This window comes from Clostridium sp. AF23-6LB (assembly GCF_003461085.1).
Taxonomy (GTDB): Bacteria; Bacillota; Clostridia; order Lachnospirales; family Lachnospiraceae; genus Coprococcus; species Coprococcus ammoniilyticus.
In genome coordinates this window covers 194,999-218,724 of the sequence record NZ_QTWK01000005.1, presented here as the reverse complement: position 1 = coordinate 218,724, position 23,726 = coordinate 194,999, and the positions used below count along the sequence as shown (strand labels likewise).

General features: G+C 37.5%; 24 protein-coding genes and 2 pseudogenes. 2 read left to right on the top strand and 24 right to left on the bottom strand.

Annotated features, from left to right (window positions below):
* Positions 1-32: 32 nt before the first annotated feature.
* Positions 33-2,561 carry an SIR2 family protein gene (locus DWY07_RS12415; RefSeq protein WP_117823450.1) on the bottom strand — a complete coding sequence of 843 codons (2,529 nt, stop codon included), beginning with the start codon at positions 2,559-2,561 and terminating at the stop codon, positions 33-35.
* Positions 2,562-2,999: 438 nt separating this feature from the next.
* Between DWY07_RS12415 and DWY07_RS13250 the strand changes: the two genes are divergently transcribed.
* A complete protein-coding gene (locus DWY07_RS13250; RefSeq protein ID WP_173783846.1) occupies positions 3,000-3,152 on the top strand; it encodes a hypothetical protein in 153 nt (50 codons plus the stop codon).
* Positions 3,153-3,216: 64 nt separating this feature from the next.
* Here DWY07_RS13250 and DWY07_RS12410 read toward each other — a convergent pair whose 3' ends face one another.
* Genes DWY07_RS12410 through istA form a run of 3 tightly spaced genes read right to left on the bottom strand, consistent with a single transcriptional unit; the run spans position 3,217 to position 5,634 of the window.
* Positions 3,217-3,396, bottom strand: a complete 180-nt coding sequence (locus tag DWY07_RS12410; protein WP_117823448.1) for a hypothetical protein — start codon at positions 3,394-3,396, stop codon at positions 3,217-3,219.
* The gene (istB, locus tag DWY07_RS12405; protein ID WP_117823446.1) at positions 3,389-4,162 is read right to left on the bottom strand and encodes an IS21-like element helper ATPase IstB; all 774 of its coding nucleotides are present in this window, start codon (positions 4,160-4,162) and stop codon (positions 3,389-3,391) included. The genes DWY07_RS12410 and istB overlap by 8 nt, the downstream gene beginning before the upstream one ends.
* On the bottom strand, positions 4,162-5,634 hold the full coding sequence (gene istA, locus DWY07_RS12400; protein ID WP_117823443.1) for an IS21 family transposase: 1,473 nt from the start codon (positions 5,632-5,634) through the stop codon (positions 4,162-4,164). Before istA ends, istB begins: the two co-directional genes overlap by 1 nt.
* Positions 5,635-5,753: 119 nt before the next feature.
* Between istA and DWY07_RS12395 the strand changes: the two are divergent.
* Positions 5,754-6,311 (top strand): annotated as a pseudogene (locus tag DWY07_RS12395) (ATP-binding protein); the annotation flags it as partial.
* 79 nt (positions 6,312-6,390) lie between these two features.
* On the opposite strand, the gene DWY07_RS12390 reads toward DWY07_RS12395, so the two are convergent.
* The 20 genes and pseudogenes from DWY07_RS12390 to DWY07_RS12300 form a co-directional block, all read right to left on the bottom strand.
* Positions 6,391-6,918, bottom strand: coding sequence for a hypothetical protein (locus DWY07_RS12390; RefSeq protein WP_117823441.1), 528 nt, complete (start codon positions 6,916-6,918; stop codon positions 6,391-6,393).
* 2 nt (positions 6,919-6,920) lie between these two features.
* The gene (locus DWY07_RS12385) at positions 6,921-7,304 is read right to left on the bottom strand and encodes a VOC family protein (protein WP_117823439.1); all 384 of its coding nucleotides are present in this window, start codon (positions 7,302-7,304) and stop codon (positions 6,921-6,923) included.
* A 160-nt stretch (positions 7,305-7,464) separates the two neighbouring features.
* A pseudogene (locus DWY07_RS12380) lies at positions 7,465-7,770 on the bottom strand (nucleotidyltransferase); the annotation flags it as partial.
* 9 nt (positions 7,771-7,779) lie between these two features.
* Positions 7,780-7,983, bottom strand: a complete 204-nt coding sequence (locus DWY07_RS12375) for a 4Fe-4S binding protein (RefSeq protein ID WP_117823437.1) — start codon at positions 7,981-7,983, stop codon at positions 7,780-7,782.
* A complete protein-coding gene (locus DWY07_RS13490; protein ID WP_226801072.1) occupies positions 7,955-8,251 on the bottom strand; it encodes a hypothetical protein in 297 nt (98 codons plus the stop codon). Before DWY07_RS13490 ends, DWY07_RS12375 begins: the two co-directional genes overlap by 29 nt.
* Positions 8,245-8,946, bottom strand: coding sequence for a Coenzyme F420 hydrogenase/dehydrogenase, beta subunit C-terminal domain (locus tag DWY07_RS12370; RefSeq protein WP_226801071.1), 702 nt, complete (start codon positions 8,944-8,946; stop codon positions 8,245-8,247). Before DWY07_RS12370 ends, DWY07_RS13490 begins: the two co-directional genes overlap by 7 nt.
* Before the next feature lie 39 nt (positions 8,947-8,985).
* Positions 8,986-9,951 carry a Coenzyme F420 hydrogenase/dehydrogenase, beta subunit C-terminal domain gene (locus DWY07_RS12365; protein ID WP_117823435.1) on the bottom strand — a complete coding sequence of 322 codons (966 nt, stop codon included), beginning with the start codon at positions 9,949-9,951 and terminating at the stop codon, positions 8,986-8,988.
* Positions 9,952-10,169: 218 nt separating this feature from the next.
* Positions 10,170-11,576 (bottom strand): oligosaccharide flippase family protein, encoded by a 1,407-nt coding sequence (locus tag DWY07_RS12360; RefSeq protein WP_117823433.1) that lies wholly within the window; start codon positions 11,574-11,576, stop codon positions 10,170-10,172.
* Positions 11,577-11,928: 352 nt separating this feature from the next.
* Positions 11,929-12,969, bottom strand: coding sequence for a polysaccharide pyruvyl transferase family protein (locus tag DWY07_RS12355; protein WP_117823431.1), 1,041 nt, complete (start codon positions 12,967-12,969; stop codon positions 11,929-11,931).
* Between the two features lie 3 nt (positions 12,970-12,972).
* Entirely contained in the window at positions 12,973-14,229 is a 1,257-nt protein-coding gene (locus tag DWY07_RS12350) for an O-antigen ligase family protein (RefSeq protein ID WP_117823429.1), read from the bottom strand.
* 74 nt (positions 14,230-14,303) lie between these two features.
* Entirely contained in the window at positions 14,304-15,257 is a 954-nt protein-coding gene (locus DWY07_RS12345; RefSeq protein WP_117823427.1) for a glycosyltransferase, read from the bottom strand.
* 86 nt (positions 15,258-15,343) lie between these two features.
* Positions 15,344-16,555 carry a Coenzyme F420 hydrogenase/dehydrogenase, beta subunit C-terminal domain gene (locus tag DWY07_RS12340; protein WP_117823425.1) on the bottom strand — a complete coding sequence of 404 codons (1,212 nt, stop codon included), beginning with the start codon at positions 16,553-16,555 and terminating at the stop codon, positions 15,344-15,346.
* Positions 16,556-16,598: 43 nt separating this feature from the next.
* The gene (locus tag DWY07_RS12335) at positions 16,599-17,381 is read right to left on the bottom strand and encodes a Coenzyme F420 hydrogenase/dehydrogenase, beta subunit C-terminal domain (RefSeq protein ID WP_117823423.1); all 783 of its coding nucleotides are present in this window, start codon (positions 17,379-17,381) and stop codon (positions 16,599-16,601) included.
* Entirely contained in the window at positions 17,366-17,773 is a 408-nt protein-coding gene (locus tag DWY07_RS12330) for a 4Fe-4S dicluster domain-containing protein (RefSeq protein ID WP_117823421.1), read from the bottom strand. The genes DWY07_RS12335 and DWY07_RS12330 overlap by 16 nt, the downstream gene beginning before the upstream one ends.
* 23 nt (positions 17,774-17,796) lie before the next feature.
* Positions 17,797-18,933 carry a glycosyltransferase gene (locus DWY07_RS12325; RefSeq protein ID WP_173783844.1) on the bottom strand — a complete coding sequence of 379 codons (1,137 nt, stop codon included), beginning with the start codon at positions 18,931-18,933 and terminating at the stop codon, positions 17,797-17,799.
* 63 nt (positions 18,934-18,996) lie between these two features.
* Positions 18,997-20,166, bottom strand: coding sequence for a polysaccharide pyruvyl transferase family protein (locus tag DWY07_RS12320; RefSeq protein ID WP_117823417.1), 1,170 nt, complete (start codon positions 20,164-20,166; stop codon positions 18,997-18,999).
* A gap of 27 nt (positions 20,167-20,193) precedes the next feature.
* Positions 20,194-20,841, bottom strand: a complete 648-nt coding sequence (locus DWY07_RS12315; protein ID WP_117823415.1) for a glycosyltransferase family 4 protein — start codon at positions 20,839-20,841, stop codon at positions 20,194-20,196.
* Positions 20,819-21,508: a hypothetical protein gene (locus DWY07_RS12310; RefSeq protein ID WP_117823413.1), complete on the bottom strand. Its 690-nt coding sequence runs from the start codon at positions 21,506-21,508 to the stop codon at positions 20,819-20,821. Before DWY07_RS12310 ends, DWY07_RS12315 begins: the two co-directional genes overlap by 23 nt.
* The gene (locus tag DWY07_RS12305) at positions 21,508-22,689 is read right to left on the bottom strand and encodes a radical SAM protein (protein ID WP_117823411.1); all 1,182 of its coding nucleotides are present in this window, start codon (positions 22,687-22,689) and stop codon (positions 21,508-21,510) included. Before DWY07_RS12305 ends, DWY07_RS12310 begins: the two co-directional genes overlap by 1 nt.
* Positions 22,682-23,704 carry an acyltransferase gene (locus tag DWY07_RS12300; RefSeq protein ID WP_226801070.1) on the bottom strand — a complete coding sequence of 341 codons (1,023 nt, stop codon included), beginning with the start codon at positions 23,702-23,704 and terminating at the stop codon, positions 22,682-22,684. Before DWY07_RS12300 ends, DWY07_RS12305 begins: the two co-directional genes overlap by 8 nt.
* Between the last annotated feature and the right edge of the window lie 22 nt (positions 23,705-23,726).

Here is a 23,726-nt window from a genome sequence, read left to right as displayed (position 1 = left end):
GGAGCGTTTACATTTATTCTGCTTTTTCTATTCTATTTGGCCATTAAGTAATTATTACATACTTTTTCATTATAATATCTATCTGTTTCTTTTAACTTTAATAAATACCCTGTTTTTTCAAATATTTTTCTATAATTTAAATATGCCCGACAAATTTCAATACTCACTTTTTGATTGCCCAAAGAACAGAAATATCCTTCAAATCTGCTGCGCATTTCATAAGCTTTGGATATGAAATCTTTCTTTTCATCTTCACTAAAAATTGATAAATAATAAGAATAATATTCGTAATATCGCCCTACTTGTCGTAGAACATATCTCATTTTCTCTCCCTTATTACTATTATGTAATAAAAGCTCATGTGCCTTAAAAAATGTTTCCATAGCATCATTTGAATTCGTAGAATTTTTATTCATTTCTGAGCATAATAATAAACGTGCTTTATGTGTATCTATTTGAAATGTATCAAAATTTTTCATCTTTAGTGCATTTGTATATGCATTATCAAAATAAATAGATGCCTGTTGATAATTATCCAAATTAAGAGCCGTTATACCAAATTGTAACCAGAAATATGGATTTTCGGAAGCTGTTGGTAAATTTTTAATATTATCATAATAGTTTAGAATAAGCTCCTCATCCGATTTTCCCAACTTCTCTTCCACTTCAGTATTCAATAATAAAGAAATATTGGAACGAGATATCATATTACGACGTTGTTGATAATACTTTCCATACGCATCATCAAAAAGTGAACATTTATAATATATTTTTTTTAACATCTCTAACATTTGATTTTTCATTTTTCCTTCTCTTACTATATACTGTGAAAAAATAGAAGAGCTTAAAGTAAATTTATCATCTGAAACAATTAACAATTCACGAACATGTTTATCAACAATATAACTTCTTAATAATGAATCTGAAATTTCTGTATATTCAAGAATATCTGAATATGAAAATTTAAGATTGCAAATATTGTTAATTGCCTGAGCTAAAACAAAATCAAACAAACCAACTTTTTTCTGAATGCTATCTACAATATTCGTTATATCTTTTTTTATAACTTCAGAATCTAATAATAAGTAAAATACTTTTGAGATTTGTCTATCATATTTATTAATTAATAGCTTTCTTTTTTGAGAATCATTTGCTCTATCATAAATTCCCCAAAGCCTACTATTATTTAATATTTTTATAACTTCATTTATATCTGAATCATTCATTCTATCGATATCTATTATTTCAATATTTTCTGGATCATAATTATATCTTTCTATTAAGTCACTGTATAAATTAATATTAATAGACGTTCTACAAGTCATTATAATTTTTATATTTTCTGGGAAATCATTACCTAATTCCTTTAATAACGAAATATAATATCCATAATCATCTAAAAATAAAATTGTTTGGCGATTCGAACATGTTTGAATATAATTCATATCCTCAATTAGATACTCTACACTATTAACAAAATACACATTATACTTAGCAACAAGCTGTTTCGCAATACATTCTAATAGTATACTTTTACCATTACCTAACTTTGATTGAATAATTACTATATTTTTATATTTTAATAAACCTTCAATTTGTTCAACAATTTTATATCTGGAAACGCAATAATTCTTTTGATTAATATATCCTGTTACTAATTTTCCCTCAATTAGTAGTTTTAATACATCAACACTTGTATATGTCTTTTCAGTATAATATGTTGAAAGATCTCTTTTTTCAAAACCACATAACTTTTGCATCTGAATATTCGGCAAATATGTAGATTTTACTTTTAATATTTTTTTTGCCAATCCATCTACTCCAATTTTTTCTAAACTTCCATACCTTGAAATCATATATTCTTTATCATCATCATCAAAATCTCTATCAATAAAGAAACATTTATGCTTTATTCCTAAATTGGCAATATGTCGAACTAATTCCTGATCATATTGTAACGAGTATCCTATAAAAAAAATACATTCTGCTGATATAAAATCACTGTCAAACATTTTTTTCCAAGAACTCTCCAAAAGTCCGGCCTTTGTATAATTCTCATCTGTTATTTTAAATTCATCATAAAAGCTTTCCTCGTTTAAATTTAAAATACTTCCATTAATATGTACAATTGCTTGTTCCAATTGCCTTCCTGGTTTATACCTCTTATTTGTAATAGTTATTGAACTTCTTATATAACCACATTCTTCACTTGCCAACTCAAATGAATTATCGTAATTTGTAGTATATATTCTTTTCCACGGTAAATTTGCTATTATTTTCTGATCTTGAGATATCTCTGTACAAACTAATTCTTTAGATAAAAACTCTATAAATTCCGCTAATGACTTTTTACATTTTGGATCCTCTATATATCTCTGGGATGATATTGATAAATTATCTGATTCTTTTATACCTAAATTTCTACATATTGCTCTAGATAACTCCGCTCCTGTTTTCATATTTTGGCCGTTAAAATTTTTACCTCCTGTTGAAAAACCGGATCCTAAAAATAATATTCCATTGTGATCTAATATTTTCTTTATTCCATCTATCAAATTCATTTATATTACACCTCTCTAACAACTTTCCTTTTATTACCAAGTGCTGTTTCCTTTCTATTAATCTCTAATATAATATTTCATCTAATTGACCTATACGCTAATACATAGAAATAGACAACAAAATTACACCAATAAGATAGTACCTTCTCATATAATTAATTATTTTTTAATTATTTTCATGGATTTTAATTAGATCTGCCCCAAAAAACATAAAAGAAATCTCCCCCTTAATCGATTATTTATACTTTATATATTATTCCTATTCATACGCAAAGTCAACATTTTTCGACATCAAACCGTTGCTTTCCATATCAAGTAAAAAGCCGGAACGTAAATGCTCCATAGCCGGTACCTATCCATCTTACCCGAATTTTTTTATAATTACCTCAACTAGTTGGAAAATAAGAGCGAAAAATCCAAATATTCGGGAGGTAGATTATGGCAACACGACTTGCTATTCGGGAAAAGCAGTTAGAGACCTGGACTGCGATTATTCAGGAATGCATTGTAAATGTCAATGAAAAAGTTTACCAGTCGCTAGCGAAAAAGTTTACCACTCCGCTAACGAAAAAGTTTACCATTTGCTACTGAAAAAGTTTACCACTTTGGTTTAAATATAAGGGAATGCCCGTGGTAATTGACATTCCCCCGGATGTTAGCCGTAAAGCTTATCAGCTACACTCTCGTATGCATTAAGCATAAGTTCATAGTTGTCATCCAGTTCTCTTACGGTATGCTGTAGGAGCCAGATATCTTCTATGAACCTGTTGTATTTTCTGATCAGATCTGACTTCGTCAGTTCTGTGTTTTCATCAAGAAAGTGGTATTCATTCATCTGAGACGACCTCCTTTCCTGAAGTGATCACAGCTGCATGCTCGTCCCGATAAGGGTTGGATGAGTTCATGTTGAGTACGTGAGACATAAATGTCAGACGACCAACCAGAGCAGCTACCATTGTTTTATTTTCAAACATAGTTGTCCATTCAGAAAACTTGAGATTGGTTGATACTATAACACTCTGTCTCTCTGCCCGGTCAGATATGATCTTGAATAACAGCTCAGACTGATGAAGATTGAATGTCAGATAGCTGAGCTCGTCAATTATAAGAAGTTCGGCTTTATCCAGCTGACGCTCAAGCTTCATGAGGCTTCGGTTGTCCTGAGCTTCAATCAGCGAGTTAGCAAGATTTGCCGCAGTGTAGAATTTAACCTTCATGCCCAGGTTGCAGGCCTTGATGCCGAGTGCAATGGACAGATGTGTTTTGCCGGTACCGGGATTCCCGATCATAACTATGTTTTTACGTTTTTTGATAAAGTCACATGTTGCCAGTTCGTTAAGATAAGCTTCACCCAAGTGTTCAAATCTGTGCAGATCAAGCTCATCAAAAGTTTTTAGATATGGAAAATGAGCCGCTTTTATGTGTCTTTGTCTTGTTGCGGCCTGTCTGGTATCATACTCATTTTTCATGAGTTCGATCAGGAAATCTACATAACCGGCACCATCATCCAGACGCTGTATTATATCGTTGCAATGCTTGAAAGTTGGCAGTTTTAAGAGCTTGGAATAGAACTCTATTGCCTGCTGTTTTAATTCATCCATCAGCTCACCCCACATTTCTTATCAAATCTGACGAGATCAGGGTCAGCTACTTCAATGTCATTGCTCATGTGAATGAGATTGGTTTCCGCCGGTTTATGAAGATGGGTGCGGATGATGTCAACCGTAGGTATAATTCCTGATGGAAGGCTGTGTTTGACCGCAAGGATTTTTTCTTCACCATGATCCACACACAGTCTGAGAAGCTTAACCATTTCGGAATTGCCGCCGGGAAGCTTTTTGCCCCAGTCGATGAGTTCTTCAGCAACCATGTCACGTACTGGTTTTGCCTGAAATACGCTTCTTTGCTTGCGTTCAAGCAGATCGATGTAGTGTTCAAGACGGTAAGAAGTTTTTCCTGAACCGAAGAGCCTGTCATGTGTTGCAATAAGTTTGCCATTATACATGATGAGGACTTTATCTGCGTATCCTTTTACGGTTACTGTGCGACGTAGATATCTTACCGGTACTGAATAGTTATTCTTTTCAAACCTGACTGTAGAGTAATCACCTACTTCAGGAGTGGCAGTACGGCTTGTATCATACCTATATACAGGAACCGAATGAAGATACAATTGTTCCTCATGGTATGCTTCATTAACACTTATCGTTCTTGACTGAACTTTATGAGTTTTGCGGTAATTGAGGCAGTCCTCTATGAGCTTTGCATTAAGCTCTTCAAGAGACTTCGCTTTGGGGACTGGCACCATAAAATTTCTTCGTGAATAACCGACCAGATTTTCGACCAGACCTTTTTCGTTACCGCTTGCTATGTTGCAGAAATCAGTCTGAAATGCATAGTGAGCAGCAAATGCCGCGTAGCCATCGGTTGCTATAGCATGTTTGCCAAAGCCTTCTCTGACAGCAACCTTGGCATTGTCAGAGATCAGCCGATTGGGTACGCCGCCAAAGTAATCAAACATACGCTGCTGGGCTTCTAGAAACGATTCAAGGTTCTGCGTATAAAACAACTGGACAAATATGTCACAGCTGTAACATAAGCGCCCGCAGAAACTATACAGCTTTTGCTTGGTGCCATTTAGATAAACAGTGCATTCACCCCAGTCTATCTGTATGGCATCTCCGGGATCATACTCAAGTGGTATGTCTGCCTGTGGATGCACGGAATGCTCTTTTCTAAGATCGTTTACAGCCTTTCGGATGGTAGATTCACCTCCGGTGAATCCTTTCTCAGCGACAAGACGGTCATAAATGCGTTTTGCCGTGTGCCGCTGCTTTGCGAGACCTTCCTGTTCATCTTCTCTGAAACAAGAGAGAATGAATTCACGAGGCTCGTCGGTGATTATTGTCGAATCCCTGTGGTACTCTTTACGATTACCCGGGATAGTAGTTCCATCACAATACTTCGTGACTGTCTGCCTGGATATGCCAAGTGTTTTGGCTATGGTTCGGATCGACATTCCGTCATTGTGATGGGAACGGATAAGGTAATACATGTCCATTTCTACTTTCACACCTTTCGTCTCCTTCGTAAGATTTTGAACATAAAAATCTTACAGGATGTATTCCAGGTGGTAAACTTATTCAGTAGCGAAATGGACTAAAGTGGTCAACTATTATAATAGCGTTTACAGATATCAACTATACTTCCGGACGCAAGCTGAACAAAGATCTGATTCACAGACTTGCCACTTGCGAATATATCTCTGAACACCGGAATCTTTTTATTACCGGCGCTACAGGCTGTGGTAAAACTTACATGGCCTGTGCCTTTGGCATGGAGGCTTGTAAGCAGTATTACAATACCAAATATGTCCGTCTGCCCGATCTGCTTATAGACCTGGAGATGGCACGGACAGATGGCAACTACAAAAAAGTCATGGCTAAGTATGCCAATCCTGTTGTCCTGATTCTGGATGAATGGCTTCTGTTGAAACCAACAGATTCAGAACAAAGGGATATCTTCGAATTGCTCCACCGGAGACGCAAGAAATCTTCAACGATTTTCTGTTCCCAGTATGAATTCGAGGAGTGGTACGACCAACTGGGTGGCGATGACAGTCCTCTGGCAGATGCAATCATTGACCACATTGCCCATGACAGTTACCGCATCAACATCACAAGCATTGATGCCGAACATGACATCTCAATGCGTGAGGTTTATGGCTTAGACAAAACATTACGCGAGTAAACTCGCATACGATGATTTCCACTTCCCGGACATCTGATTTCCAGATTTCCGGAAGTGCGATTTCATCGCACGAGAATATTCAAAAGGGTAAGCCGGAATAGGTTTTAAAGCGCACACCAGAATAAAGCAAGACCGTCTCCCACAGGTGCTCATCTGTTGGCTCTGATCTCAGTTTTCTTACTGCTCTGTATCTCCGCCGCCGCTCTGCTCCAACACTAATTTTTTCTTTATCAGCAGTACTTGGGAAGTATACACCTTTCTGATATGGTAGGTATGAGGTAACGGAGGCTTTGGAGAGTTGAAGAGTATTTGCAGTTGAGAGGATTGCTTCTTTATAACTTTGTGTTTCTCGATACTCCTCAAAAGTATCCTGTACCTTCTCCGCCACTTCTGATTCATACACACCGGCCGTGATGAGCAGCTTTCTTACTTTGATTGGATTTAAGTTCATAGCATCTGCTATGGATTGGAGAGAACAATTCTCCCCATAAAGAGCCACAGCAGCATCCATCTGCTCTTTCAGATTCTTCCCGGCATCGTACTCCGGCTTCAGCTTCTTCCGGCCACCGCCGGATTTCCGAGATTTATACGCTCTTTTCTCTCCCATGATTATTCATGCAGCTCCAGCGGCAGTCCATCCGGATCATGGAAGAAAGTCATCTTCTTTCCGGTATAATCGTCAACCCGAATCGACTCACATTCAATTCCTACCTCTGCCAATTCATTCACTGTCTGTTCCACGCTATCAACGCAGAACGCAAGGTGACGTAAGCCACAAGCCTCCGGGCGGTTCACACGCTTCGGCGGATTTTCCTCTGCGAAAATCTCCAGTTCTGTGTGCTCATTGACACGCAGATCCAGCTTCCAGTCTTTACGCTCTGGGCGATAGTTTTCTCTAATAATAGGAAAACCCAGCTTGTTCACATAGAAATCCTTTGCGGCTTCATAGTCAGACACGATGATTGCGATGTGGTGTATTTTTGATAAATTCATTTTTCTTCTCCTCGTTATAAATTATAAAGTTTCTCCAACTTCATAGCATTCCGATCCTTGTCAGATATTATATACTCCCCTTCTGGCCACGGCTCACCTTCCCAAATAAAGTCAGAATCATATCTCACAGCTTTCGCACTTTCTCCGCAGAAGTCATTATCCACGGCTTTGTCCGGCCTTCTGGCAGAGTTCCCGGGATATCATTGATATCCTGGAAAGCGTAGTCTACAGTTACATTGTGTGAGGAACAAATGGAGGCAATGCGCTCACCGATGACCTCTTTGAACTCCTTTTCGATATCCTTACGGATGATAAATACCACATGATTGAAGCCAGCCTCCATCGCATCATGGATTGAGTAGTCCATGATGATGTGATTAGAAGCATCGACCGGTTTCAACTGCTTGATTCCTGTTCCAAAGCGGCTGCCGATACCGGCTGCCATGATAAGTAATGTTGTGTTCATATTCTCTCCTTACTGCGTTCTTTCCGCTTTTATCGGACATACTTTAATACATTGGTAGCACCGCACGCATTTACTTTCATCAATTTGTGGATATTCAAAGCCTTCTTCGTCCTCGACCATAGAAATAGCCTCTTTCGGACAGATGGCATAACAAGCCGTACATCCACAGCATTCTTCTTTTCTTTTATATAATATTGGAATCTCTCTTTCCACCTTTTACCACCAACTTTTTAATTTTTCTCTTAATCTTTCTCAAAAGCAACTTAGCATCATTTTTTAGTCCGATGCCACCGTATTTCTTGGCAACATACTCAAACGATTTATTTTCAAAGTCACTCCAGAACTGCTCTCTATTATCTGGTTTTGGAAATGGAGCTTTAAGAGGCGGCTGCATACTGTCCTCTAGCTTTGTCTGCTTCCAGATCAGTCTCTCTTTTACTTTTTCAAAGATTTTTTCTCCAGCCTCATTATTTACTAGCACCAATGAAACGCCCTTGTTATCATCAAACTCTGGTGCGGCTTTCTCGATCCCCAGTAATCTGCAATTGTAATATCTCCTGGATGCATTACAGACTTATAGGGACATTCATAGCAACTCGGCCGCAGAACGGTATGCCCGTAGAAAAGTTCCTTGAATACCCGACTACTCGTAGACTTTCCATTTTCAAAACAAAGTATTTCTACATGATCATGCCATCCAAAGTCTTTCTTATTTCGGAAGTCCACACTTGCAACTTTAGAGTGCATTTTCTGCTCTTGCCAACACAGATATGCCTCCCATATTTTTTTGCTTGGTACTCCGTGACAGACAATATCCACGCAGAACAAATTATCATACTCTTTTCCAATGTATTTTTTCAATCCTGCTACCTGACAGGAAGTTCCAGAAAAAAGTACACTTTTCTTAGCATCAAGATCTGTTTTGACACTTTTAAATGTATCACCTAGTTTACTCTGGATATATTTTGAGCCTCGCATTCGATTACGATCTTCCGCATTATCAGTGCGAATATGTACGGCATCAAATTCTTCCGTCAAAACACAACCATAGACCACACCACCGTTGGATAAAACCTGATCCGAAAGAGCTGTAAAAATACCACCTGATCTGGAAGCTGCTCTTGTCATTTCATCCTTATGTTTTACTGCATATACTTTAGGCTGCTTCCAGTTCATTATGCTGCCCTCCTTTCGGAGTAATCAGCATAATAAGTACTACCTTCTGTGTATCCCCCCCATTATTTTGAGGAGTTTATTCTTAATTTTTGTTTTCACTGGAACTGACCCATATTTCTTCATCACGAAATCAATTCCTTTCTTCTTATAATCATTCCAGAACTCTTCTCTTTGTTCAGACTTTTGGGTCGGAGCTTCAAGATTTGCCTGCCAGCATTGTATTGTATTACTTAATCTATAATCCAAATCACTTTGAATCTTTTCGAATAGTTTTTCTCCTCGGTTCGTATGAATCAAGAATAACGAATTACCATTAGAGTCATAGAAATTCGGAATGGTCTCCTCAATATGCCAGAAGTCGCCTATAGTCATATCTGTTTTTCTTTCTGTGGTCGCATAAGGGCATTCATAGCAAGAGGGCCGCAACGCACACCGGTTATAAAACACCCTAACATAATCTTTAAGAGGTCTCTCTGACCCGTTAACTTTCACGTAGGCTGTAGGCGATTTCCAGCCATTGCGCTTGTCTTTGAAGGTAAGATAAGTTATCTTTCCATCCTTCTTCTGTATTGATTCTGCATATTCTCTCCACAGTTTTGGACTTGGAGAGCCATGGCAGATAATGTCTACGATATGCACCCGATCACGGATTCCTTTAATTTCACTGAACTTCCGAAATCCATCTGATTGACATCCCATGCCAACAAAGAGCAATTCTTTCTTTGGATTATCCATTAACCAACGATACGCTTCCTGGTAAATATCACCGGGCTTGCTCTGCATATATTTTGAGCCTTTTGCTCTTTCACGCTGCTTCTCATCCAGAATCATCTGGAATTCCACAGTATGATTCTCATAATTATAGACTGCAGCCACCACTGCATCTCCGCTTTTCAGAAAAGCATTCGAAAGTGCAGTAAATGCGCCACCAGAAGAACTACTCATCAAGGCAGATTTGTCTTTTAACCTTCCTGCATATACTATTGTATCTATCAAATCCACCATAGGCTGTTTCTCCTGCGTATTATTTGTTTTTAATTACAGTTTTGACCTTGTGTAAACCGGCAAGAAATATAATCGTTGCACAAAAAGCACATTTGTCGCAATATATCTATAAATCGATTAACCTCCGAGCTTATCTACTACTCTCTAAAAAGCAGTAATAAGAATTGAATGAAAAATATAAAATCATGCGGAATACTCTCTTTAATCACAGCCAAAACCTATTTTCCAAAGCGACTTTTTACTAATTTCATGCCAGATTTCAACATATCAACATTCGTCAGCACTGCATAGATTGCCGTGATACAAAGTGCGATGAGCTGAATCATCTTATTTTCACAATAGTATGTTCCTATCAGCATAGTACCAATTAGAATGCTTCCAATAATAATGGGCTTCCGAATTCGCATATGCACAGTCTTATTAACATCAATATAGCGAATGATAAACATTGAAAAGAATGCAACCAGTGTAGATATTGATGCTGCAAAAATCTTAATTTTATTTATTAAAATCAAATTCACTGTAATATTGATTATAGCTGCAGAAATAGAAGTATAAGCAATCTTTTTTGCATTTTTCTGAGCTACATATATGCAACTATATAATCCGACGAGCACTCTAAAAAGCATTGCATACATCAAAATCAAGATTTGGTCATATCCAGCAACATACTTCTCATTAATCAAAATCGGGAATACAAACGGCATACACGCAACAATGCCAAAGCATGCAGCTGCAAACAGTTTAAAAAGAGACGTCATTGTTTCCGTTAGGAATTCGTCGCGATCCTCATCGTCAAAATGTAATGATACTGTCTCAGTCCAGGACAAATTCAAGATATTATAAAAGTTGATAAACACATTAGGAAACTTATTTGCTATAGAATAAACACCATTAGCAGCAGTTCCTAAAAAATGTGCAATTATAGTTCTATCTGACGCATTTACAACCCACCAAGCCAGATTATTGGGAATTAAAGGAATAGAATAAGCACCAACCCGTTTGAATACCGTCGGCCGAATACTCTTAGCAGAAAAATACTCCCACGCTTTGGATGTAAACACCAAATACAACAACGTCAAAAACTGAGCTATCAGAGTAGACAAGAACAATCCTTGCAGCCCCATTTTCAAAATAGCCAACGCAATGACATTTAAAACTGTTGTTGCTGAAGCGGATATAAACGATGCAATTGTATATTTAACGCTATATCCCAATCCTCTAACAAATTGAAGAAACAATGCCGTGTAGACATGCAGCACCACATACAGCAACAAAAAATACGCATTTTGAATTTTCAAAAAAGGTTCTACACAAACAAAAAGAATAATGTAAATAATACTTTGTATCGTACTAAATAGTAACAGCGTAGAAAAGAGTTTTCCTTGTTCTTCTTTGTTTCCACGATAATCAAGCATAAATCGGAACAGTCCCTGATCCAACTGCCAGTTTACGAGTGGAAGTAATAATGTTGAATATGTGACCAATAAATCAAACGTGCCATACTCTTCCGTTGACAGAATTGCCGTATATAAAGGAAGAAGGAAAAAACTAATACATTGCGTGCATAGTTTTCCCACTGTAAGTATAGCCGTATTTTTTGCTAATTCTGTTTTACGACTCATTAATATTATTCCTCATATAATTAATTATTTTTTGACTGTGTAGGATTTTTCAGTTCTCAACATCTCAGTGAATGAGCCAGAGCTATAGGCACTTCACTGTGTCAGATACTAAAATGACAACAGAAGGCTACTCGAAATAAACCTTCATTGATGTTCGTTTAACCAGTCCTAGCGTGTCTCCATCTCTCTATTGAAATATCTCTTCCATATCCATCAAGAATATCATTGTCTCCAGAAATCCTAACTGCCTTTTCCTATAACTATAGTAGTTATCAAGCAGGTGTCCTCCCCCATGGATACTATTCCTATCGACTCATTCCTTGGATTGTTGATTACTGACTCGCTTTCCATTTCAGACTTCACATGATTTAAGAGCATCTATATATATCTTTTGTGATTCCTTCCTTTTTTTTTCGATTATAGTCTCGAATAATTCATAGCTATGTTGTTTGGTAATCAGGCTCTCAAATTCATCATATGTAGCTGTCAACGACAACATTGCCTCTTCTTTATGTGTCCACTCAAGTAAATCTTTCAATTTTTTTGAACAACTATAGATAGCGCAATTCTTATGATTCAACAATGTGAAAATCGTCCCATGGAATGTCGTTGTATAAACACACTCAGAAAACTGAATATATGAACTAAACTCCAACGGGTGACAGTTAATATTCAAATCACACCAGGACTGATACAAACATATCGATACAAGTTTTAAATTATTCTTTCTTGCATATCTTTTTAAATATGCCTGATGTTCTTTAGGAACACTATATGAATAAACAATCATATATCTATCTTTAATCTTACGTTCGTGCGGAAAATCCAATTCATTAATAGGCAGTAACATCGTAGGATCACAAACAATTTCTACTTGCTTTGCAACAAGTTTTCCAACAATATTCTTAGTGTTTTCATCTCTAACACCCGCATACGTCATTTTTTCCAAGCACTCCCTAACCCATGGAAAATCATTATAATCCTTGAGTGCTGCCTGTCCTGCACTAGGTGCATATGCTATACAGCTTTTTTGCTCCACACCACCATAAAAAATCGGATTTTGAAATTGTGAAACCTTTATGTTCCAAATTTCATCACTACCTACTACTGTACAATCTAAATCACCAGTATTTTTCTGAATATCAAATTCCTTTAATGCCTGAGTCATGCGCTTATAACGTGCACATAAAAAGGGATATCGTTGAATACATCTAATCAATTCCTTTATGGTCTTGGGTTTAGAAAAATATTCCTTTTTTCGCTGCTTTTCATTTCTCCACTGTATAAAACACACATTATAGTTATTCTTTTCCAAAAAACATTTATTAGCATATGCTTGCAAATAAGCACCGCAGTTCGCCGAATCATACGGAGTTACTATTCCTATTTTCATAATTTACTCTAATTCACTCCCATCATCATTATTAGCATAATTAACACTTATTGCACATGCAATAAAATACGGCACAAACATTTCACGATCATACAAAGGATTTCCTGTGAAGCCATATAATATAAAAAATATTTGCATTGCCAACGAAAAATTCATCAAGCAATAATCTATGTTCGTATAATCTTCTGGATTTACACGCATCTTTGAATACATCGACCATGTCCTTACTAGATGAAACAAAAACCATCCACAATAGATTATAAATCCTATTATACCGGTTTCAACAAGTAACTGAATATATATGTTATGAATATTCCAAAACCAGCCACCTTGGTTAACATACTGTCCCCAACCTATGCCAACAAGACTATGTTTACCGAACATAGAAAACGCCTTTAACCATACATCAACTCTACCTACTGACATGTCCCCAGTCTCTGCAGTATCAATAAAGCGAAAAACAACAGTTGCAAGTGCCGGCACGCAATAACTTGCTACAGCAAATACGGTTAATGCCCCCAATAAAACACCTATGCCTTTTACGAGTCGACTTTTTTTAGCATTTGAATTATATGCAAAATAACAGAGGTACAAAGCAGCAAGTCCAAAAACAGTATGTGCTCTTTTTCCCGATAAAAGCAATGCAGCAACTGATATCAAAAACAATAAATAGTCAGAACGTCTTTTTTCAGTCAATGCATAGCTTCCAAATATCATCGTCCCAACTGCAAGAAGCATTCCATTTGTTGAATAGTGCTTTGTTAATCCTGGGATCCCCGCATTATGATACTGATTAAGAATTGTACTCGCAGCATCCGGGAACAAATTACATACAAAATTTATCGCTGAACTATCTAAAAACATATAAATGGTAAATGCAATATAAATAAAGTAAAGATATCGCCAAGAGCTTACCATTTTTATCATCCAACACCGATCATTGAAACCTCCCAATGCTGAAAATAATATACAGCAGACAAAAAGCAATAAAACTTGCATATACGTTAGACTATAGAATTTAATATTGGGATTATTTCGTACATAAAAGAATATCATTAATGGTATCCACAATAATCCAATATTTTTTTTAATACCTTTAGTGCCAAATATAAAAACAACTTGTCCCGCCAAGATAACTGCAGCACTGAACTGAACTACGCTTGGCAAAAGCGAACCAAGAGACGCTAGCGTAGCAAAAGTCAAAATTGGTATACATTGGAGTAAAAGTCGTAGTTCATGTTTCTTAACTTTTAATTGCATCTATATCCCTCCATCTAGCAAATAGATTTTTCATACAAAATACATTCTCTCTGCATCACGTTTTTTTAAGATAATCATTTTGAAACACACCTCATAAATTTATACAAAAGAATACAATATTTTATAGATAAAACACCAAACACTTGTTTTTTGTCCATATATGAAAGCACTGATTTAAAACTAGTAGATTTAATTTTATCAATAACTAGCTGATACTCCTTTTTGTATTGATTTCTGAAAGGATACATCCTACGTAGAACAGTGTAGTATGCAATCAATAATTGATATCTTGCAAAGACTTCCAAATTATTACGGCCTTTAAGTTCTTCATATATTCTATCCGCAAAGTACAGTGTATCGAACCATCTTTCAGAGAAGGATTGATTAGTCACCGAATTTTCCCTGCAATAATAATAATACAATTTTTCAGCGCAATAGACTATTTTTTTACTTTTCAGCAGAGATCTAAATACAAAATATTTATCTTCATTTATCTTCTTACCTTCTTCAAAATGAACATCCTCGATCGTAGAAGCTTTAAACAACTTATTCCATGCGCCCGACTCAATTTTTTGGCCCAACAACAGCCATTCTATCGCCTGATCAACAGTAATTTCCTCATAATTGCAATGATAATTTTTCTTCTCCTCTTGCTTTTTTTCAAAAATCCTATCAACTCCACACACAGATATATCTGAATCAGTTTTCCTTGCTTGAGTATATAAAATCTCAAGCATCCTGCAATCAAGTTCATCGTCAGCATCTATAAAAATAATATAGTCACCTGTTGCATTTTGCTTTCCTACATTACGAGCTTTTGATACGCCTTGATTATCTTGATTTATTATGATAATGCGCTTATCAATCTCTTGTAATCTATAGCATTCAGCAAGAGATTGATCATTAGATCCGTCATTTACAACAATAACTTCTATATCTTTCAATGTTTGTTGCAAAACTGAATTTAAAGTATCAACTATATAATTTCCTGCGTTATAGACAGGGATAATAACACTAATATGTGGCATTGGTGTCCTCCCATAGAATCATTCTATTCAAAAATCTTACACTCTCTATCTTCAAATATGTGTGTGAATAAATCGAAGCAATCCAATTACTTATTCTCAACAACCTCAACTTTTTTTCCTTTATTTAAATGGCGTGCAACAGTTATTAGGCCTGTTTTGAATAGAAATCTTTTAGATTTTTCAATTATTTTATCCTTTAATATAATTGGATCAATTTTATTCAAAGCCTTATCAATTGGATAATGTTCAGCCAGCTGGTAAAATTCAGCCCGCCTAGGATGTGGTTTTGCACTATTGCAAACCATAACACCATTTTCCGTCACAAGACTATTTACATCTTCTTCTTGTATTTCAATATGTGATTTTATGGCCTCTAAAATCTTTCCACCTTTTTCAGTATGCACAAATATTGATGAATACCCTCTATTATCATCTTTTCTTCCGGTGATTTTTGAATATTCATAACAATCAAAGACAGTGATATCGCTTGGTCTTTCTATTCCTTTAAAAACACATGCTGCGCAAGATGGTCTTGATGAGATTTCTCTTACAAACGCCTTCATGTATGGATCGACTCTACCAGACCCATAGTAGGTTTTTCCATTTGCAAAATCTATTTTCATCGTGCTCGTGTGATACCCATATGTTTTATGTTTAAAACGGGCTCCAACTATTTTCGAGCTGTATTTGTTTTCCATATACTTCACATAGTTATCCCACAAGCCAGGCGATGGTACACCTCTGCAAACAAAATCCACACATAAAAGGTTATCTGGTTTTTTCCTTAAAAAGCTTAGCAGCCCTGCCACTTGACAAGGTGTCCCAGAAAACAAAATAGTCGTGCCTTCTTTTAATTCTTTTTTAATATCTTGAAAAATGTTTCCAAGATCACTTTGAACAAATTTAGAGCCTCGCATCTCCTGCAACTGTTGCTTTGTAGTAGCCCTTTTACACACTACTCTCATGTTATTGTCGTATCCAGCTCCATAAACTATACCATTCTGCTCAAGGATATAATCAGCCAGAGCTGTGAAAGCACCACCAGAGGTACTCTCATAGAGAATTTTGTTATCTTTAATTCTAATAATATAGCCTTCTGTTTTTTCAGATATTACCGTTTTTTTATTAAGAATCGGGCATGCTCTTTCGCATGCTCCACATTCAATACAACGTCTCATATCAATTTTAGGATACAGAAAACCTTCTTCGTCAGGAACCATCGCAATTGCACTTTTAGGGCAAGAACTTGCACAGGCAGTGCAGCCACAACAATCCAATTTGCTCTTTATTTGAATCATATATCCTCCTGAATCCAAATCATTCAGAAGCAATAACAGATTCTCATTTCTTGTTCTTCAGAAACTTATACACACCCATCCGATAAAAGATTCTTTTAGATTTCTCTATTAAATAATCCCTTATTCTGATTGGTACAAATTTTTGTATATGTGCTCTTAGGGTTTCTTTATCTAAATTCAGATAGTATTCATCTCGTCTTGGATGAGGCTCTGCTGAATGGCAAATCATCGTGCCATCCAGTTCTATAGCCTTTTCCAAATTTGTTGCATAAAGCTCATACCTGTCTGCAATTCTATCCAGAATCCTTTCTCCCTTTGAAGACTGCACGATCAGATTAGTAAAGCCTTTATCATCATCAACAAGACCTTCCACTAAGTTATTTGCATGCCAGCAATCATAAATAGTGAAATCACTACATCGTTCCACTGATTTAAAGTGACATTGATAGCAACTTGGTCTTGACGAAATTTCAGCAAAGAAACTCTTAAGCATTGGATCCACACGGGCACTTCCATAATAAACAAACTGATTTTTGAATCTTATACGCATTGTGCCACTATGATATCCATATGTTTTATTTCTGAAAACAATATCATCTATTTCTGAATGATATTTGTCTTTTTGTTCGTCTAAATATTTTTTCCAAAGTTTCGGCGACGGTGTACCATGGCAAACCAAATCTACGGTTACCAGATTATCGTATTCTTTTCTCAGATATGATTTTAATCCATACACCTGACACGGCGTTCCAATAAAGCACACTTTCGTTTCTTGCATCAAGTGTTTTTTTATTTCAGAAAAGCAATCGCCTAAATCGCTCTGCACGTATTTTGAACCTCGAAACTCTTCTGCCCCCCCCCAGAAATTTTATGAATTACCTTATATTCTTCATTATAAGTTGCGCCACAAATAACACCTCCCTGATTTAGGATCCATTCGCCTAACGGTGTTACAAATCCTCCAGAGGTACTTGTAGAAACAATTTCTACGTCCTTTGCTCTGAGTACGTATGCTTTTCTATCAAACATTTTAGACTCGATTTTATTTTCAATAGGACAAGCAGACTCGCACAATTTGCAATCTATACACTTTGAAATTTCCACGAATGGATATAAAAAGCCCTCTTGATCCTGCTGCATACTTATAGCTTTTTTCGGGCATACACTATAGCATGCCGTACATCCACAGCAATCTGCTTTATTCTTCACTACAATCATTAAGTACTTTCTCCTTCCATCCTTTATAGTTTTTCAGCAACATTCAAATACAGTTGTGCAAGTGTATCTGCTGTCTGCTGAATATCATAACCTGCCTGCTCCAATATTTTTCTTTCACTTTTCCTATGCACATTCATATACTTCAAAACATGTTCCGCCCACACATCAGGTTTTTCTTGAAGAGAAAGGAATTCTGTATTTGAAGTTAAGCCTACTTCTTTTGTTATTACATCTGAGAAAACACATGGCAATCCGCTCGCCTGTGCCTCAACCCCCGTGACCGGAAGACCTTCATGTAAAGATGGCATTACAAAAACATCCATTGCCTGCCACATTTTATTCATTTCATTTGAAGCTCCATAAAAAATTACAGCGTCTTCAATTCCTAATGTCCTAGCCTTATTTTTCATCGCTTCTTGTAGTTCACCAACGCCAAATAAAAGTAACACAGTATTTGGATTTTTTCGGTGTACTGCTTGAAAGATGTCCAGCAAAAAGCTGTGATTTTTTTGATCAGAAAACCGTCCAGCGTGTCCTACAACATACTTACCTTCCAAATTCAGCTTTTTTCGTATTTCTCGACGAATAGCTTCATTATAATCATATTTCTCCAAATCAATTCCATTCGGAAGTACTGAATACCTACCAGATTCAATAATCGACCTCGGAAATAGAAATCTTGCAGCTAGTTCTGAACAGCCATAAAAGTTATCGCAAAAGAGTGGAATTAATGGCTTTAAGATTTTGCTCATAAATCGAATTCCATTACCTGCTGCTCCAAAGCCAGCATTGTGACTATGTATTGTAATATATTGAACCCCACCCAATTTTGCGCCAATAATATTTGTCATATCTGCTGCACAATCCGCATTATAATGTAGGATTTTAATATGATTTCTCTTGCAGACTTTCCGAATTTCATTAATTCTCCAAATTCTTCTAAAAGGTCTAAATTTCACATTATCAGCTGAAGCAACATACTTTTTACTTCCCAATGAAAGAACTTTGTCTTCCATAGGTTCGTGCCTATCATGAAAAACAAGATAGTCAAAATTTATTTTAGATCTGTCCAGGTGTTCCTGGATATGAATCATCATATTAGTTACACCTCCAACACCAAGCGGAGATGTCACCAATACTCTAACTACTTCATTATTCATATAATATTTATCCTTTCGCGGCGACAATCTCATGCATTATTTCATATTCCTATTTCGGCACGATTACACACGCTTTCTAATTTCTTTCAATACAGTCTTTAAATATTGATCTGTTACCAGCTTAAGGTTTTTATATTTTTCCCCTACAGCTTTATAGTCAATATCATCTTTTACAACGTCTAATAAGTCCATTTCATTTTTATAGCGCCGACTTTCTAGACCAAAATTCACACACAGGGTATCAATACGAGAATTTTTTGAAAAGCTGGAATTTTCAGCATATCTGTTAAATACCACAAACTGCTTTTCATTAAGAATAGAAAATGCTGTCCCGTGGAAAGAATCCGTGCAGACATACTCTGCATTTCGCAGAAGATTTAGAAATCTTTCTGGACTCACATCATACGGAGCAAAGTCTCCAAAGTTTTCATCTTCTTCTACATACTGATCCATGTGTCGTAACGCAACGACTTTCATACCCTTGTCATGAGCTAATTTCTTTACTGCATTGCGATATTCCTGTGTGGCACCAAGGAAGTATGCAAAAATATATGGCTCATTGATTTCTCTCTTATTAGGAATTCTCTCCAGCCATTCATTTTTACTCAAAAAGAAAACAGGATCTAAAATCGTAGAAACATCTCGACCAGTCAGTTCCTTGACAATCTCACTTCCTCGATTCTCACGCATACTAATGTATTCAATGCGATTCAAATACTGTATCGTTCTTTTCTTTTGATACCACGGAATTTCCTTTACTCCGAAACTAGAAGCAATTGAAATTTTTAGCGTGTCATCCGGAACAAACATCAAATTGTAATAATTCGTTGGCAATCCTGCTGGACTCCAAAGCTGATCGCTTCCTGTTATAACCGCCGAATATTTCTTTCCACCCTCGCATAATGCCGCATAGCCGATATACTCATCGGAGAAATCCTTAAAAGCCCATTTTTTAAATCCGGCAAATGCTTTCATACGAACTTCATTATTCTTTGCATACTCAGGATGCTTTTTTAGACTAAGTTTTCTCTGAATTCCCTCAAATCTGCTATTAAACCAAACTGCATTAAAAAGACGCGGCACATCTTTCAGTGCTTCTGTCACAGTCTTCTTTCTAGTATATCGAACCAACTCATACTCAATATTTTGATTTTCCAAATAACTAACAGTTGCATATGCTTGCAATATGCCTCCGTAATTTTCATGCATATATTTTATGCATACTCCAACCATTTTAAACTCTCCTCTATGCTGCACATCTTACTTTTTCAGCAGTTCCTCATATATTGCCTGATACTTCTCGTTTTTTTTCTGCCAGGTATACTTTTCTGCTTTCTTCCGTGCGTTTTTTCCACGCCTTGTTACTTCATCAGGATAAGCAATACATTCAAGAATTGCCTTTTTTAAATTCTCAATGTATTCCTCTTTCGAGTTTCCTCCATAAAGCCAACCGGTGTTTTCATCAAAAAGAGTTGCTCCGCCAAACTTATTAATGGTGATAACCGGAATACCTTTTGACATTGCCTCCAGTAAGACCGTGCCTGTCGTCTCTCGAATGCTCGGCATAATAAATACATCCGCACCTGCATATTCCTTTTCCATTTCCATATAGGGAATAGAACCCATGCAGTGCACATGCTCAGACAAGTTCAAGTCTTCCTTACCGCGTTTACGTAGATGTTCAAGTTCCGGGCCATCGCCTACAACTCTAACCTGATATCTAGTTTCCTGCGGAATTCTCATCAATGCATCAAAAAGAAAATCCAAGCCCTTTCGATATATCATTCTTCCAGCAACCAGAAAGACGCATTCTTCATTTCTGCCCTTTTCATTGCAAGTATCTTTAATATCATTTATATCTACCGCAACCTCAGTCACTGGCTCATCACTTACATTGTAATTCTTCATTCACTTTTTCCTTTTCTGTCCAGCTCACCAATTCGTCCGGTCTTAATCCGTTATCAAAGACTAATTCATACGGACAGTTTAGTTCTGCCCCCTCTACGAGGAATTCTTGAGTCTCTTTATTTGCAAACATAATATAGTCGCAGCGATTTAGTTTGCCAGTGATTCTCAGTTTAAAGCGATACCAGCGATTTATCCCTGAGCGAACGACTTCAATGATTTCATGCCCCTTTGCGTAATCTTTTAATCCATTAGGCAAAGACTCTCCTCCGCCAAGTGGTCCGCAGACGAATTTGATATTTGCTATCTTTCCATAGTCTCCAATTGCACGGAATTCAATTGGCGTAATCTGATGAATAACGTCAATTTTTTTATCCGCACAGATTTTTTTTGCGAGAGGAAGTACCCGTCTATTCCACACATTAAGTCTTCCAGAATACATAAATCCCTTGAAGATTTTTTTGTAAAAATTAGGGATGTCAACATAATAAAACTTTATATTTTCAAGTGGGTGACTCTGCAAATATTTTTCGACTGGTTCACGTTGTTCTTCTTTTGTAATTACATAAACTTTATTTGTTTTTGAACTTTCACAAGGAACGCACCAACCGATTTTATCTTCACTTCCAGCAAAAGGATTACATGAATAAGCTATATACAGGATATTCATCACTTCGTCTCCATCTGCTGTGCAATATCAGCATCCACGATTTCCTCGCCAGTCTTATGCTTCAGCTGTTCTTTGGATGCTTCGCTCAGACCGTTGTTGATCACGCAGTTCATATCGCAGGTGCTGCACTTATCCAGATCCTCTTTGGTAACTTTGCCATCACGGTAGTCGCGGCAGATCTTCAACTCATACATACTGTACGGATGCTTGGTGAACAGAGTCTTGAACTTGTGAACCAGAACCCAGGTAGCCGGTTTCCAGATATACTTGTGCATAGCCGGGCTGACAGAACCGATCATCCAGCAATCACGGTCGCAGCAGCGAACCTTTGCACGAACCTTCTCTGCTTCTGGGCTGTTCCACAGCTCGTCCCAAGTCTGGTTGTTCAGGTTGCCCATGACCTCTTTGTCCTTGGTGCCATTGCAAGGCATAACATCGCCATACGGATCGATGAAGAAGGTATCGAAACTCATGTCGCAAGGCAGCAGACGCTTCTGACCGTAGATGTAGTTGATCAAGCCGTGGTTAAAGTATGCACGGAACCACTTCTTCGGGCTGTTGCTACGGAGCAGTTCGTTGACCAGATTCTCGAAGTTCTTTGCGACCATAGGACGGTCATGGATGATGTTCTTTGCCTCAACGAAGTAGAAGCTGTTATGCAGAGAAGCAGTTGCAAACTCCATGCCCATCTCATCGGAGATTTTGTACAGAGGAACAAGGTCAGGAGCGTTCTTATCCTGGACGGTCATGCCGAAACCAACGTCCTTCATCCCCATCTCACGCAGCTTCTTCAGCGTGCCGTAACCACGCTGGTAGCCGTTCTGCAGACCACGGATTTCATTATTGGTCTGTTCCAGACCTTCGATAGAGATACGGATACCAATCTGCGGAAACTCCTTACACAGGTCAACAATGCGGTCGGTGAAGAAACCGTTCGTGGAAATAACGATACGATCAGACTTCTTGTACAGTTCGCGCACGATATCCTTCAGGTCGGTACGAATGAACGGTTCACCACCGGTAATATTGGTAAAGTACATCTTCGGCAACTTCTTAATGGTCTCGATGCTGATTTCCTCTTCCGGCTTGGAAGGTGCCTTATAACGGTTGCACATAGAGCAACGAGCGTTGCAGCGATAAGTAACGATGACCGTACCATTTAACTTCTTTTCTTCAGACATGATTAACTCTCCTATTGTTTACTCTCTCTTTTAAGAACGTTTCGATTTTATTTAAGAACCACTTGGCACATACCGAGAACACAACCGAACCGCAGATGACTGCAGCTGCTGTGAAAACATATGCCAATAGGCCATTTCCAAATAGATGTACAAGGTGTAGCTTCTCAAGCACACGATAAATTACCATGTGGCACAGGTAAATCTCGAAGCAAATACCACCGAGGAACTTGGCGACTGGATTGACCAGTATCCCCCCCCGCTTGCATCCGAGGGTATAGACCAGTGTTGCCACACAGAAGAACAGCATCGTGAGCGTATTGCCGCCTAATGCAAAATAAGCAACTGCGGCAATCAACAAAATCGCTCCAGCGATAACTTTGTATTTTGCTGCAAATTCGGTCAATTCTTTCCGATAGAGGAAGATCAAGCCTCCTGCGATAAAGTAAATCGCATCGTAGACGATATTAGTCCTCCCTGCTTTGAAGTAATTAGTGCACAACCAGTTAAATACCAGCGCCACAACCGCCACACTCCACGCTCTTTTCTTATTTCCAATCAGGAAGCAGAAGAACGGGAACAGCATGTAGAACACAAAGATGACTGCCAGGGTCCAGCTCACACCAATGACCGAAATCTTGGCATTTGGCAGAAGTCCCTGACATAAAGTCAAGTTTGCGAAAACCTCAAACAAGGATTCCTTGCTTGGTGAAATCACAAAGTCTAACGCACAAAGCAGTGCAAAATACGGCCAGATCTTGATGTACCGTTTCTTGTAGAAATCCTCTACACTGATCTTCTGGTCAACAATTTTCTGGTAATAGCCACAGCACATTCCAAAACCACTGACCATCATAAAAAGGAAAACGAGGTTTGTGAAAGATGGTATTAGCCGTTCAAACACAAATCCTCCTATCCCATATTCTCCATTTGCGAGGACGTGCATCAACGCAATGCCAATGATGGCATACGCCTTCAAGCCGTCTATTCCCTCGTATCGATCCGCTTTTGTAGCCACAAATTCTCTCCTCACATACCAG